This is a genomic window from Haloglomus salinum, assembly GCF_024298825.1.
Taxonomy (GTDB): Archaea; Halobacteriota; Halobacteria; order Halobacteriales; family Haloarculaceae; genus Haloglomus; species Haloglomus salinum.
The window spans coordinates 3,842,612-3,854,860 of record NZ_CP101153.1 but is presented as its reverse complement, the minus strand read 5'-3'; the positions used below and the strand labels follow the sequence as shown (position 1 = coordinate 3,854,860).

Sequence of the window (12,249 nt, the reverse complement as noted above, 5' to 3'; positions counted from 1 at the left end):
GCACCGTGTCTATGGACTTCGGTCTGACAGACGAGCAGGAGCAACTCCAGAAGGAGGTCAAGCGGTTCGCCGACAACGAGATTCGGCCCAACGCCGTCGAGTACGACGTCGAAGAGAAGTTCCCACACGACATCGTGGACCAGGCCGCCGAGATGGGCCTCATCGGGATGTCCATCCCGATGGACTACGGTGGCGCGGGCTACGACCCCATCGACAACATCCTCGTCGGCGAGGAACTGTTCGCGGCGGACCCGGGCATCGGCCTCTCCATCATGGCCTGCTCGTTCGGGACCGAGAACATCATCGAGTTCGGGACCGAGGACCAGAAGGAGCGCTTCCTCCCCGACATCGTTTCCGGTGACGCCATCTCGGGCGCGGCTATCTCCGAGCCGGACACCGGCTCCGACGTCTCCTCCATCTCCACGCGCGCGGAGAAGGACGGCGACGAGTACGTCATCAACGGTAACAAGATGTGGATCACGAACGGCACCGTCGGCGACTTCTTCACGGTGCTGTGCAAGACGGACCCGGACGCCGAGGGCCGCTACAACGGCTTCAGCCAGATCGTCGTCGAGAGCGACCGTGACGGCTTCGAGGCTGACAAGATCACGGGTAAGATGGGCATCCGCGCGAGCGACACGGCGGAGCTCATCTTCGACGACGTCCGCGTCCCCGAGGAGAACCTCATCGGGACCGAGGGAATGGGCTTCCTGCAGCAGATGCAGTTCTTCGACGCCACCCGAACCGGCGTCGCCGCGCAGGGTGTCGGTATCGCGAAGGGTGCCTGCGAGCGCGCGCTCGAGTACAGCCAGCAGCGCGAGCAGTTCGGCCAGCCCATCGGCGAGTTCCAGGCCATCCAGCACAAACTCGCTGACATGCACACGAAGCTCGAGGCCGCCCGCCAGCTGACCTACAAGTCCGCCTGGTCCGTCGAGAACTCCGACGAGCCCGTCACGAAGCTCGCGTCGATGGCGAAAGAGTACGCGAGCCGTGTCGCCGTCGATGTCGCGAACGAGGCCGTGCAGATCCACGGCGGCTCCGGCTACGTCAACGACTTCGACGTCGAGCGCTTCTACCGCGACGCCAAGATTACCCAGATCTACGAGGGCACCACCGAGATACAGAAGAACATCATCGCCCGCGAACTTCAGGGCAAGGGCTTCTAAAAGAGCTTTTCCGCTGCGGGTTCGCTCGTGCGCCGGCCTTCGGGACGGCGCTCTTCGCGAACCACTTGCGCAAAAAACGTTCGGAAAAAGCCGCTGGCTCCCTCCGGTCGCCAGCGGTGAACCGCTCGCGGATGCAACCGACGGATTCCTAGCTATTCTGTCCATTTTATGGTTGTCGTATGTTTTCAGTTCGAAATCTGAATCATAATCAGAAATATCGTTAATCGGTGTCTTGTGTCCTCAGCACGTAGATTCAAGTACGAACCCGCGACCAACGCCCCGCGTGACCTGACGAGCCACCGCCGGACCGCCGACCCGACCAGCCAGCACGCCACTTGCTGGTCGGTTCCGCCAGCGCGGCACCACGGTCCGGCGCGCAGGAGCGGTGCCGCCTGTTCGCCACTACACTTGAGAGAGCCAGTAATAAACGGGCCTCGCTCGCGGCGGGGTATCTACATAGTTCCTCTGGTCGTGTGTCGTGGTGTCATGTCACGGTACGCCGACGACACGCGAGATATGCGGCTGGACCCGGACTCGTTCGCGGGCGGCTACTTCCGGCACGCCGTCTACAACCACTGGGACCCGTACGAGGATATCCCGGACGAGAAGCTGGAGACGGACCTCGAGCGGCTGGTAGCCGACGAACCCAGCGAGGCCGAGTTCGACGAGTTCCGGCAGCTGCTTGCGCAGTTCGGCGCCGGCGAGGAGGCCGTGACCGAGGACCTCGCGCCGATGAGTATCGTCCTCGAGGACATCAACGACCAGATGTTCCTGTCCAGCCAGATCTACGAGGAGGCCAAACACACCGCCTTCTTCGACCGCTACTGGCGGAACGTCGTGAACCCGGCGGCGGAAAAGCTGGGATTCGAGGTGACGCCACCGACCGGTGCCCGGTTCTTCAACGATTCCTACACCCACATCTTCGACGAGACCGAGCGCAACATGGCCGAACTGCTCGAAAACGACTCCCCCGAGCAGATGGCGCGAGCCATCGCCCACTACCACATCGTGGTCGAGAGCGTGATGGCCCAGACGGGCTACTACTCCTTCCAGGAGATCTACGGTGAACAGGACAGCGATATCACCGACCGCGAGATGCCACACCTCCCCGGCGTGCTGGAGGGCGTCGGCTACATCCGGAGCGACGAGGGCCGTCACGTCGGCTGGGGCGTCCGCAAGCTCCGCACCCTCGTCCAGGACGGCATCGTCGACCCGCAGGTCGTCCGTGATACCCTGCAGGGCCTGATGGTACACGTCGCGAAGAACAACAACGACTACTCCGTCATGTCGGACCCCGGCGCGATGATCTCCTACTCCCGGGACAAGCTCACCCGTCGTATCGAGATTATCACCCAGCAGGACGCCGAGGTCCCGGACGTGGAGGAGCTGGTGGCACTGGAGAACGAACCGGACGCGGCGGCCGACTGACGCCCGGACCCGTCAGGAGAACAGTTCGTCGTTGCACCGCTTGATGAAGGCGGACAGGTCCTCGCTCACCGAGCGCTCCAGCGAGACGTAGGCGGCCTCCTCCCCGCCACCGCAGGGAATCAGGAGCATGAACGCATCCTCGAAGGCGAACAGGCCGGCGTGGGACTGCCCCAGGGAGGTGTGGTAGGTGTTGAGGCCGTGGAGTGCCCCGGCGGTCTCCGTTGCCGCGTCCTCCAGCCCGTCCAGCTCGCTCTCCGTGTAGCGGCGCTGCAGGTCGTCGCGCATGTAGGTCGGTTCGACGGCGCCGTCGGTGACCAGTCCGACCGCGCGAACCTCGTCGCCGAGTTGCTCCAGACAGAACCTGGCGAGCTGCTCGGCGTCGGCCATCGTCATGGCGGTTGGTTCCGGGGGGCGACACAAAACGGCATGGGCCACACGGGCGAGTCCGGGCAGGATGGAATCGCCCGAGGCTAGTTCGTCACCGGCGGCCGCTCGCGGGCGACCCGGAGCACCGACTCGGTCAGCAGGTCGATACCGATGGGGAGCGAGCGCTCGTCCACGTCGAACGTCGACGTGTGGTGCCCGCCGGGGTGATCGGTGCCGACACAGACGTACGCGGCCCGTCCGCCGCGCTCCTGCACGTGCCGCATCAGTTCGGTCGCGTCCTCGCTCCCGCCGAGGTCGTCGCGGTGGACGACAGAGTCGACGCCGGCGACCTCGCCTGCCACGTCCTGTACCAGCGAGACGAGCGCTTCGTCGCTCGTCGCCGACGGCGCTTCGCCCACGTTCTCGATGGCCATCTCGCAGGCGTGCATCGTCGCCGCGGATTCGATGACGCGCTCTGCTCGGTCGAGCATGTAGTCCCGCAGGGCGGTCGTCTCGCCCCGAACCTCGCCCTGGATGTGCGCCGATTCGGCGATGATGTTCGAGGCCGACCCACCGCCCACCTGGCCCGCGTTGATACGGGTCGCGCCGTCACTGTGTCGCGGGATGGCGTACAGGTTCTGGACCGCCGTCGCCATCGCCTGCACGGCGTTGCGGCCCTCCTCGGGGTGCGCGCCGGCGTGGCCGGGGTCCCCCGTGAACTCGGCCCGGAGCTGTGTGACCGCGAGGAACCCGTCGATGCCCGCGACCACCTCGCCGGTTGGGTGGTCGAGTCCGACGTGGACCGCGAGCAGATCGTCCACGTCGTCGAGGTGGCCCGAGTGCGCCAGCGGCTTCCCGCCGCCGATGACCTCCTCTGCAGGCTGGAAGAGGAGCTTCAGCGTCCCCTCGAAGTCGCTCTCCCTGACCTGTTCGAGGACACCGATGCCGAACGTGGCGTGTGCATCGTGGCCGCAGGCGTGCATCGCGCCCGTCTCCGAGCGGAACCCCTCGCGGGCCGGGTGATGGTCGTCGTCGGTCGATTCCGCCCGCGGGAGTGCGTCGATATCGACGCGGAGCGCGATGGTGGGCCCGTTCTCGTGATCGCCCTGTCGGACGACCGCGACCGCGCCGGTGACACCTTCCCCGAGGCGCTCGACTACGTCGGGGTCGGCACCTGCGTCCAGGGCCCGCTCGCGCCACTCCGCGAGTTCGGCGGCTTCGGGGACCTGGACCCGATATTCGGGGTCGATGGCGTCCGGGCCGAGATAGAGGTCGTCGACGCCGATCCGTTCGAGCTCCTCGACGATGCGCGCGGTCGTGTAGAACTCCCGCCACGCGGGCTCGGGGTGCTGGTGGAGGTCGCGCCGCAGGGCGACGAGGTGGTCGGGGGCCGTGGGACCGGGGTCCGGTGAGTCGCCGTCCGGACCGGTGGAACTCTCGCTCATGCCCGTCCGCTGGTCGGCTGGGGGGTTAAACGCTCGGAGCGGTAGCCGGCGGCGATATCGATGCGAACCGTCGAGCGCGGGGCTGTGGGAGCGCTGTCGGCGTCACGAACTCGCGCACCTGTCGCCCGGTTCTGCCCGGCGGCTCAGCCGGGATTGCTGACCTGTTCGATGTCTGCCTCGATGTGGATACTCGACGGGTAGTCGGCGCCGGCCACGTTCCGTGCGAAGTCGTCGTAGCCGACGATGACGATGGAGCGGACGTAGACCGGGTAGGTCCAGCCCTCGAACCGTCCCCCATCGGGGTCGAGCCGGCGGTACTGGGGCGCCGTCACGTCCCGCTGCGGCTCCGGGTTCGGCCCACGGAGCTCGACGCCCTTGCGCTCGGCCCGCTCCTTGATGTCGGTGACGACCCGCTCGAGTGTCTCGCGGTCCCCGGACTGGAGCGTGAGCCGAGTCACGAACGGCATACCCGTCCGTGGTCCGGGCGCGGACAAAACGGGTTCGGTTGCCAGCCGGTGCGCGGGCAGTTGACGGACGCCGTACGAACCGGCAGGTTGAGGCGGCGGTCGTCGCACGGTCGGGTATGCGCGCCGCGGCACAACTCGCTCTGTTCGGCAGCGGGTCGTTCCTGCTGGTCGGGCTCCTGACCGGAGTCTGGAAGTACGCTCACATCCGTGCGACGGCCGACGGGGCGGCCAGCGCCCCCACGTACGTCGACATCGCCCACCGGGCGTCGCTGCTCTACTCGTTCGCGGCGCTGGTGCTGTTCGAACTCGCCACCGTCGCGCCGTTCTCGGAACCGGTCACCGTCGCGGCCGTCGCGCTCCCGCAGGTGTTCTTCGCCGGTGCCGTCGCCTCGTACGTGGTCCACGGCGTGTTGCAGGATACGGACAACCAGTTCGCCCGGCCACACGTGCTGGGTGAGCGTGAACTCGACCCGCGCCTCGTGACCGGGGCGATGGTCGCGCTCGTCGTTGCGGAGGTGGGCGGCGTCGGGGTGCTGCTGGCTGGCTTCCTCGCCCGATATGGGCTGTGAGACGGTGGTTCGACCCGTCGATACGGGCGCCCGTTCGATTTATCACGGTCGATTGTGTATGACAACCCATGGCAGTGCAAGGCCCGACCGGAATCACGGCGCTCGACCGGCTGCGCGACCGGCTGACCGAGACCGAGTCTCGCTGTCCGGAGTGCGGGAGCGACGCGGCCGAGTGGCGCTGTGAAACCGATGGCGGCCGGGTTCGCTACCAGCGGACCTGCCCGTCCTGCAACGCGGTCGCGAGTCGGACGCTCCGGCTCCGCGAGTAGCCGACGGCGACCCCCGAAAGGCTACGTATCCTCGGGATGACCAGCGGGTCGTGAGCGACGAATTCGAGAACTTCCGCGTGTCCGACGAGGACGGCGTCCGGCACGTCGTCATCGACAGCACGAGCAAGATGAACGCGATGAACCGGACGATGATCGACGAGCTGACGGACATCTTCGTCCAGCTCGAGGACGACCGACCACGGTGTCTGGTCCTGACCGGCTCCGACGGCGTGTTCTGCGCCGGCGGCGACGTGCTGGACCTCGGGAGCGCCGATGCGGCGACGCCCGCCCGCGGCTTCCGGAAGGGCGCGGCCGTCCTCCACGACGCGATGCTCCACCTCCACCAGGCCGAGGTGCCGGTCGTCACGGGTATCAACGGTCCCGCCGTCGGCGCGGGCTTCTCGCTGGCCATCGCCGGCGACTACACCATCGCCTCCGAGGACGCCTACTTCCAGTACGGCTACCCCAGAATCGGGATGACCGGTGACGGTGGCTCCACCTTCTACCTCCCGCGCACGGTCAACCGGCGCGAGGCGAAACGGCTCGTCCTGCTCAACGAGCAGGTCAGCGCGGCCGACGCCGCCGAGCGTGGACTCGCCACGGAGGCCGTCCCCGAGGACGAGTTCGACGATCGCCTCGACGAGGTCGTCACCCGCATCGCCGAAGGGCCGACAGTCGCGCTGGGCCGGACGATGCGACTGCTCGACGAGTCGTACGCCAACGACATGCCGACGCAACTGGCTCACGAGACACAGGGGATGGCCGACTGCGCGCAGACCGACGACCATCTCGAGGGCATCACGGCGTTCGCACAGAAGCGCGACCCCGAGTTCGACGGGGAGTAAGGGCGTCCGCGGTTTCGGTTCTCCAGGCATCTGCCAGGCGCCAGGTACGGGCGCAGGTTGCGGCAACTTGTGTGGGGTTTCTCGGTCCCGGCTCACAGTTCGATTTCACCTCCACCGCCTATGTGATAGCGTCCCACGCGGCTGTATGGCGATTCCGGGAGAGAGTGGGGCGGACTCGGGTAGTGGGCGAGGGGAGATAGACGAACGGCAGATATCGGAGCAGCTGCTCGAGGCCACTGGAGCCCTCGTCTGGGTACTCGGCGAGGCTAACGAGATCCGATACGTGAGTCCGGCTTTCGAGACGTACTTCGGAATCTCGCCCGAGGCGGCGCTCGGCCGGTCCATCGACGAGTTCGTCGATCTCGAGGACGAGTTCCCAATCGAGAAGACCCTCGACAGCGTCTATCAGTCTCCCGAGGGTTCCAGTCACGAGGTGGAGCACCGGGTCCAGACCGAGCGCGACTCGGCCGTCTGGTTCCGCTCCATCGTGACGCCGTGGGAACCGGAGACCGGCTGCTCGCTGGTCATCTCGCGTGATGTCACCGAACGCAGGGAGCACCGCGAGCGACTCGAACGGTTCCGGAATCAGTTCGAGACCGCGATGTTCAGCGGCGACCTCGCCTGCTGGGAGCTGAACGCACAGAGCGGCGAGGTGGTGTTCGACGACCGGAAGGCGCACATGCTGGGCTACGACCCCGACCGATTCGAACACTACGAGGACTTCACCGACCTGCTCCATCCGGACGATTACGAGCGTGCCATGACTGCGATGCGCGACCACTACTCCGGAGATGCCGAGACGTACGACGTGGAGTACCGCATCGAACGCGCCGACGGGTCCTACATGTGGGTGCGGGACATCGGGCGTATCACCGAACAGACGGCGGACGGAGAGCCGCGGCTCGTCACGGGCGCGGTGGTGGATGCCGCCGAAGCGCTCGACGACGAACTCCTGTAACCGACAATCGAGGGGCCGGCTGAAACCGGCCGTCGGCTGCCGTGGTGGTCGGGACGTTCAGGCGGTCGTGCCCTCGACGTGTCCGACGTTACTGCAGCTCGGCGGGGCGCTCGTACTCGGGGTCGACCATCTGGGCCGACATCGGATGTGGGTCGCCCTCGGTCAGGTTGTACTCGGAGAGGTCCGTGATACCCTTCTCGACGAGGAAGTCCTCGTCGTAGACGGCGTTCCCGGTGAACTCGGCGGGGTCCTCGTTCAGGATGCCGAGCACGGTGTCCGAGACGATCTGCGGGGTCCGCCAGTCGTCCTCCGTGCCCATGCCGAAGTGCCGGGTCGCGCGCGTATCGATGGCCGTGACTGGCCAAAAGGAGTTGCAGCCGATGTCGTCGCCGGCCAGTTCGCCGGCCAGCGAGAGCGTGATGAAGCTCATCCCCATCTTCGACCACGCGTAGGCCGAGCCGCCGGTCTTCCGGTCGGTGCGGACGGGCGGCGCGTTCGTGAGGATCCACGAGTCCTCATCGGCCTCGCGGAGGTGCGGGATGAACGCCCGAGAGGTGATGTACGTCCCGCGGACGTTCACGTCGGTCAGCAGGTCGAACCGGTTGGCGGGCAGGTCCTCGACGTTGGCGGGCTGGATGGCCGACGCGTTGTTGATGAGGATGTTGACCTCGCCGAAGTGGTCGACGGCCTCCTCGACGGCAGCCTCGACGACCTCCTCGTCGCGGACGTTCAGTTCGATGGGGTGGGCCTCGACGCCCTTCTCCTCGCACTCGCGGGCGGTCTGCTCGATGGTTCCCTCCAGACCCTTGTCCTCGCCGTAGTCGTTGTTCTCGCTGGTCTTGCCGGTCGAGACGATGTTGCACCCACGCTCGGCCAGGTCCAGCGCGATGGACTTGCCGATGCCGCGGGTGGTTCCGGTGATGAATGCCGTGCTGCCTTCGAGGTCCGGCCTCTCGAGACTCATATGCGACGTTCAGGTGGCCGGGGGATAATGGTATTGTTTGACAGTGACCCCGCTGCGGGGACGGGATTCTCCCCGGCGGTCGGGCGTTACAGTTCGGAGAGCGCGGCCATCGTCGTCACCTTGTCGTCCTGGCTCATCCCGGCGACGAACCCGCAACGGACGGCGTCGACGCCGTCGACGCTCGCGAGGTCGCGGTAGTGCTCGCGGACCTCCTCGGGCGTCCCCGCGGCGGCGAGTCCCTCGAGCGCCTCGTCCGGGAGCGCGGCGGCCATCGCAGCCGTGTCCTTCTCCTCCCAGGCGGCACGTATCTCCTCGACGGCGTCGGGATACCCCTGCTCGGCCACGGAGTTGCCGTAGAACGGCCCGTACGCGCCGATGAGGAAGGCCACCATCTGCCGGGCCATCGACCGCGCGTGGTCGCCGTTCTCGTGGGCGAACGTGCGCACCAGCGGCGCGACGCGCACGTCGTCCGCGTCGCGGTCCCCGAGGTCAGCCCCCCGCTCGAGGTCCTCGAGACGGTCGCGGAGACCGTCGGCCGTGAACAGTTGCGGGACCCAGCCGTCCGCGAACCGGCCCGTCATCTCCACCGCCTTCGGCCCGAGCGTCGCGAGGTCGATGGCCGGCGGGTCGTCCGGGACCTGGCGGTCGTAGCCCATCCCGCCCATCTCGTAGACATCGCCGTCGTAGGACACCTTCCCGCCCTCGTACACCGCGCGGACGATGTCGATGGTCTCCCGTGTGCGGCGGAGCGCCGGCTCGAACTCCCCCGAGTGCCACCGCTCGACCAGTGCGGGTGAGGACGGCCCCAGGCCCATCCGGTAGTCGCCGTCGCTGGCCTCGTGGAGGGTGAGTGCGGTCTGTGCCAGCATCGCCGGCGAGCGAGACGGCGGCGAGAACACGTCGTTCGAGATACCGATACCGGTCTCACGGGCGATGGCCGTCAGCACCGGCACGATGTTCCACCCGGTCACCTCGCCCATCGAGACGCGCCTGAACCCGTGGTCCTCGTATCGCTGCGCCTGCGCGACGGCCTCGTCGATACTGGAGTGGTCCGACAGCATCAGCGTGCCGTCCAGTGCCGCGTCGAAGGTCATGCCCACCGAGTCGGGGAGCCGTCACTTGAAGCTTCGTCCGCGACGGGGTCCCGGGTCACTCGGAGGGCCGACCGCCCGCCGCGGACACACGGCCTTCGTGGCACTCGGTGATGTATCGGATGGAGTTACACGCGTGGAAGACGGCGGGGCGCCGCCTCAGAGCGGCGGCCGGTTCCGTCGTCGTCGCACGGCGTCGCGAGCGTCCATGAGCGGCGCCTGCACCGCGGGCGGAAGCGAGAGGAACGCGCGCTTGATGCCCCACTCGACGAGGTGGTCGGTCGTGCCCTGCCGGCGCGTCGCATCCGTCCAGTCGGTCTGCCCGAGCAGGACCTGGCGGTAGTCCCACTTCTCGAGGAAGTACTCCTTGCTGTGTTCGAGTTTCGCCGCGCTCTCGCGGTTCGAGACGTATCCCTCGTCACCGCCGGGCCGGTGCTCGAACAGGACGGTCGGCGAGACGGCGAACCGCCAGTCGGTCCGCTTCGCGTGGGCTACGTAGAAGTCGAGGTGCTCCTTCCCGATGACGTACTCGTCGTCCCAGGCCTGCGCCTCGAGGCACTCGCGCCGGAGGAGCACGACGTTCGGGAGGAAGTCGAACTCGACGAGCGGGGCCCCCGCCACCATCTCGACGGGCTTGTCCTCGCGAACGTCCCGGAGCAGCAGGTCCCCGCGCTCGTGGAGGTCGTGGCAGGTGCCCCGTATCTTCCCGTCCTCGTAGAGGAGGCCGCTGATGCCGCCCAGGTCCGGCCGGGCCTCGGCCTGGGCGACCAGCGTGTCCACGTTCCCCGGGACGCGGTGGTCGCTGTCGACCACGAGGAGGTACTCGGCGTCGCTGGCCTCGACGATGGCGTTCCGGCCCTGGCCCAGCCCGGCATCGTACTCCAGGTCGAGCACCGTCAGGTCGAAGGGGTACTCCGCGGCGTACAGTTCCTCCTTGCGGTCGCTCGGCTCGCCGTCGTCGGCGACGTACACCGCGTCCAGTCCGGCGGCGCCGGCGGAGTTCAGGAGGGCATCCAGCTTGTCCGCCCGCGAGAACACCTTCGTCGCGAGCGCCACGTCCGTCATGCCGTGACCGGACAGCCCCCGGCTACAAGCCGGTTCCGGACGACGACAGGCGGTCGTCCGCGGTCCGGGAGGGATGGCAGGACATATGTGCCGCGTGGGTAGAGTACGGCTGTGCAGCCGAACGTCCTGCTGGTGGTGCTCGACAGTGTCCGGGCCCGCAATACCAGCCTCCACGGCCACGCGAACGAGACGACGCCGTTCCTCGAGGCGTTCGCCGACGAGGCAACCACGTACACGCAGGCCCGGGCGCCCTCTACCTGGAGCCTCCCCAGCCACGTCAGCATGTTCACCGGACTCCACCCGCCGGAGCACGGGCTCGATTCGCGGGACCGCCAGCTCGTGCCCGGAGAGACGGTCTGGGAGCACCTGGCCGACGACCACGGCTACGAGACGGGCGTGTTCTCCTCCAATCCGTTCCTGACGGCAGTCCCGGTCGGGCTGGAACGGGCCTTCGATACGGCCGTTGGGCGTGTCGACCTCCCGTTCACGGAGGCGATGGACCCGCGGGAGTTCGTCCGCGAACACGGCCCCGGTCAGTTCGGCCGGTACGTGCGTGCGGCACTCACGTCCGAGTACCCCGTCCGGTCCCTGCTCAACGGTGCCTACGAGAAACTGGAACGGGACGCGCCCGAACTGCTCCCGGACGCGGTGCAGCCCGACGCCTCGGGGCACCGGTTCGTCGAGGCGTTCCTCGACTGGGAGGCGGGAACGGACGACAGCTGGGCGGCCTGTCTCAACCTGATGGACGCCCACCATCCGTACGAGCCGGCCTCCGAGTTCGACCAGTGGGGCGGCGACCGGCTCCGTGGGCTCCAGCGTGACATCGACAGCTACATCTGGGAGTTCAACGGCGGGCAGCGCCCCTGGTGGCAACGGAGGGCCCTCGAAGGGCTCTACGATGGTTGTATCCGCCAGCTGGACGACGCGCTGGAGGAACTGTTGCGGACGCTGGAGACGCGTGGGGTCCTCTCGGATACGCTCGTCGTCGTCACCGGCGACCACGGTGAAGGGTTCGGTGAACCGAGCACGCTCCGCCCCGGTGCCCGCGCGGTCGGGCACGGGAACGGGGGTGCCCACGAGGTGCTGCTCCACGTCCCGCTCGTGGTCCACTACCCGGGACGAGAGGGAGGTCGAACCGTCGATTCGGTCTGCAGCCTCACGCAGTTCCCGGACCTCGTCGAGGCCACGCTCCGTGGCGCCGATGGCGACCCGCTCGCCGACGATACCGGCCCCGTGCTGGCTGCCGGGTCGGGCCTGAACGAACGGATGCGCCGCAACGCGGAGCACTACTGTGACGACCTCTCCCCGTACGAGGCAGAGACTCGGGTCTTCTACGAGGACGGTGATGACGGGGCCGTTCACAAGTGGGCGACCTGGCGGTCCTCGGCTGTGGAGACAGTCGTTCGCGATGCAATCACCTCGTATCCGATAGCCGAGGAGGGGGTCGAACGTGTGACTGCCGCGTTCGACGGCCTCGCCGATGCGGGTGTCACGACTGAAACCGAAAGCGTCGACGACGACGTTCAGCAGCGGCTGGAGGACCTCGGATACGCGTAGCTATCGTACGGGAGCAGACGGTATTCTGATAACGGGTCGAGTTGTGGAGATATAGTCGA

13 protein-coding genes are annotated in these 12,249 nt (G+C 67.5%); 7 read left to right on the top strand and 6 right to left on the bottom strand.

Going from position 1 to position 12,249, the window contains the following annotated elements:
* Positions 1–11: 11 nt before the first annotated feature.
* Positions 12–1,166, top strand: coding sequence for an acyl-CoA dehydrogenase family protein (locus NL115_RS18855; RefSeq protein ID WP_254830866.1), 1,155 nt, complete (start codon positions 12–14; stop codon positions 1,164–1,166).
* A 486-nt stretch (positions 1,167–1,652) separates the two neighbouring features.
* Entirely contained in the window at positions 1,653–2,594 is a 942-nt protein-coding gene (locus tag NL115_RS18850) for a ferritin family protein (RefSeq protein WP_254830865.1), read from the top strand.
* 12 nt (positions 2,595–2,606) lie between these two features.
* Here NL115_RS18850 and NL115_RS18845 read toward each other — a convergent pair whose 3' ends face one another.
* From NL115_RS18845 to NL115_RS18835, 3 genes are all read right to left on the bottom strand, one after another.
* Positions 2,607–2,987, bottom strand: coding sequence for a DUF7522 family protein (locus NL115_RS18845; RefSeq protein WP_254830864.1), 381 nt, complete (start codon positions 2,985–2,987; stop codon positions 2,607–2,609).
* Between the two features lie 77 nt (positions 2,988–3,064).
* The gene (locus NL115_RS18840) at positions 3,065–4,405 is read right to left on the bottom strand and encodes an amidohydrolase (RefSeq protein ID WP_254830863.1); all 1,341 of its coding nucleotides are present in this window, start codon (positions 4,403–4,405) and stop codon (positions 3,065–3,067) included.
* 143 nt (positions 4,406–4,548) lie between these two features.
* Complete coding sequence (locus NL115_RS18835; RefSeq protein ID WP_254822466.1) at positions 4,549–4,872, bottom strand: uS10/mL48 family ribosomal protein; 324 nt, start codon at positions 4,870–4,872, stop codon at positions 4,549–4,551.
* A 116-nt stretch (positions 4,873–4,988) separates the two neighbouring features.
* Here NL115_RS18835 and NL115_RS18830 point away from each other — a divergent pair, with 116 nt between their 5' ends.
* The 4 genes from NL115_RS18830 (at position 4,989) to NL115_RS18815 (ending at position 7,513) form a co-directional block, all read left to right on the top strand.
* Positions 4,989–5,441 carry a hypothetical protein gene (locus tag NL115_RS18830; protein WP_254830862.1) on the top strand — a complete coding sequence of 151 codons (453 nt, stop codon included), beginning with the start codon at positions 4,989–4,991 and terminating at the stop codon, positions 5,439–5,441.
* 68 nt (positions 5,442–5,509) lie between these two features.
* Positions 5,510–5,710, top strand: coding sequence for an HVO_0649 family zinc finger protein (locus NL115_RS18825; protein ID WP_254830861.1), 201 nt, complete (start codon positions 5,510–5,512; stop codon positions 5,708–5,710).
* A gap of 50 nt (positions 5,711–5,760) precedes the next feature.
* The gene (locus NL115_RS18820; protein ID WP_254830860.1) at positions 5,761–6,555 is read left to right on the top strand and encodes an enoyl-CoA hydratase/isomerase family protein; all 795 of its coding nucleotides are present in this window, start codon (positions 5,761–5,763) and stop codon (positions 6,553–6,555) included.
* A 145-nt stretch (positions 6,556–6,700) separates the two neighbouring features.
* A complete protein-coding gene (locus tag NL115_RS18815; RefSeq protein WP_254830859.1) occupies positions 6,701–7,513 on the top strand; it encodes a PAS domain-containing protein in 813 nt (270 codons plus the stop codon).
* Positions 7,514–7,601: 88 nt separating this feature from the next.
* Here the strand turns inward: NL115_RS18815 and NL115_RS18810 are convergent, their stop codons facing one another.
* The 3 genes from NL115_RS18810 to NL115_RS18800 form a co-directional block, all read right to left on the bottom strand.
* Complete coding sequence (locus NL115_RS18810) at positions 7,602–8,477, bottom strand: SDR family oxidoreductase (protein ID WP_254830858.1); 876 nt, start codon at positions 8,475–8,477, stop codon at positions 7,602–7,604.
* An 86-nt stretch (positions 8,478–8,563) separates the two neighbouring features.
* Positions 8,564–9,571, bottom strand: coding sequence for a TIGR04024 family LLM class F420-dependent oxidoreductase (locus tag NL115_RS18805; protein ID WP_254830857.1), 1,008 nt, complete (start codon positions 9,569–9,571; stop codon positions 8,564–8,566).
* A 156-nt stretch (positions 9,572–9,727) separates the two neighbouring features.
* A complete protein-coding gene (locus NL115_RS18800; protein WP_254830856.1) occupies positions 9,728–10,633 on the bottom strand; it encodes a glycosyltransferase family A protein in 906 nt (301 codons plus the stop codon).
* Positions 10,634–10,744: 111 nt separating this feature from the next.
* Between NL115_RS18800 and NL115_RS18795 the strand changes: the two genes are divergently transcribed.
* Positions 10,745–12,190, top strand: coding sequence for a sulfatase family protein (locus NL115_RS18795; RefSeq protein WP_254830855.1), 1,446 nt, complete (start codon positions 10,745–10,747; stop codon positions 12,188–12,190).
* Positions 12,191–12,249 lie beyond the last annotated feature (59 nt).

Bases quoted from the DNA above. Each gene is read 5' to 3' on its own strand.
- NL115_RS18855 (WP_254830866.1), top strand. From the start codon at position 12: ATGGACTTCGGTCTGACAGACGAGCAGGAGCAACTCCAGAAGGAGGTC.
- NL115_RS18850 (WP_254830865.1), top strand. From the start codon at position 1,653: ATGTCACGGTACGCCGACGACACGCGAGATATGCGGCTGGACCCGGAC.
- NL115_RS18845 (WP_254830864.1), bottom strand. From the start codon at position 2,987: ATGACGATGGCCGACGCCGAGCAGCTCGCCAGGTTCTGTCTGGAGCAA.
- NL115_RS18840 (WP_254830863.1), bottom strand. From the start codon at position 4,405: ATGAGCGAGAGTTCCACCGGTCCGGACGGCGACTCACCGGACCCCGGT.
- NL115_RS18835 (WP_254822466.1), bottom strand. From the start codon at position 4,872: ATGCCGTTCGTGACTCGGCTCACGCTCCAGTCCGGGGACCGCGAGACA.
- NL115_RS18830 (WP_254830862.1), top strand. From the start codon at position 4,989: ATGCGCGCCGCGGCACAACTCGCTCTGTTCGGCAGCGGGTCGTTCCTG.
- NL115_RS18825 (WP_254830861.1), top strand. From the start codon at position 5,510: ATGGCAGTGCAAGGCCCGACCGGAATCACGGCGCTCGACCGGCTGCGC.
- NL115_RS18815 (WP_254830859.1), top strand. From the start codon at position 6,701: ATGGCGATTCCGGGAGAGAGTGGGGCGGACTCGGGTAGTGGGCGAGGG.
- NL115_RS18810 (WP_254830858.1), bottom strand. From the start codon at position 8,477: ATGAGTCTCGAGAGGCCGGACCTCGAAGGCAGCACGGCATTCATCACC.
- NL115_RS18805 (WP_254830857.1), bottom strand. From the start codon at position 9,571: ATGACCTTCGACGCGGCACTGGACGGCACGCTGATGCTGTCGGACCAC.
- NL115_RS18800 (WP_254830856.1), bottom strand. From the start codon at position 10,633: ATGACGGACGTGGCGCTCGCGACGAAGGTGTTCTCGCGGGCGGACAAG.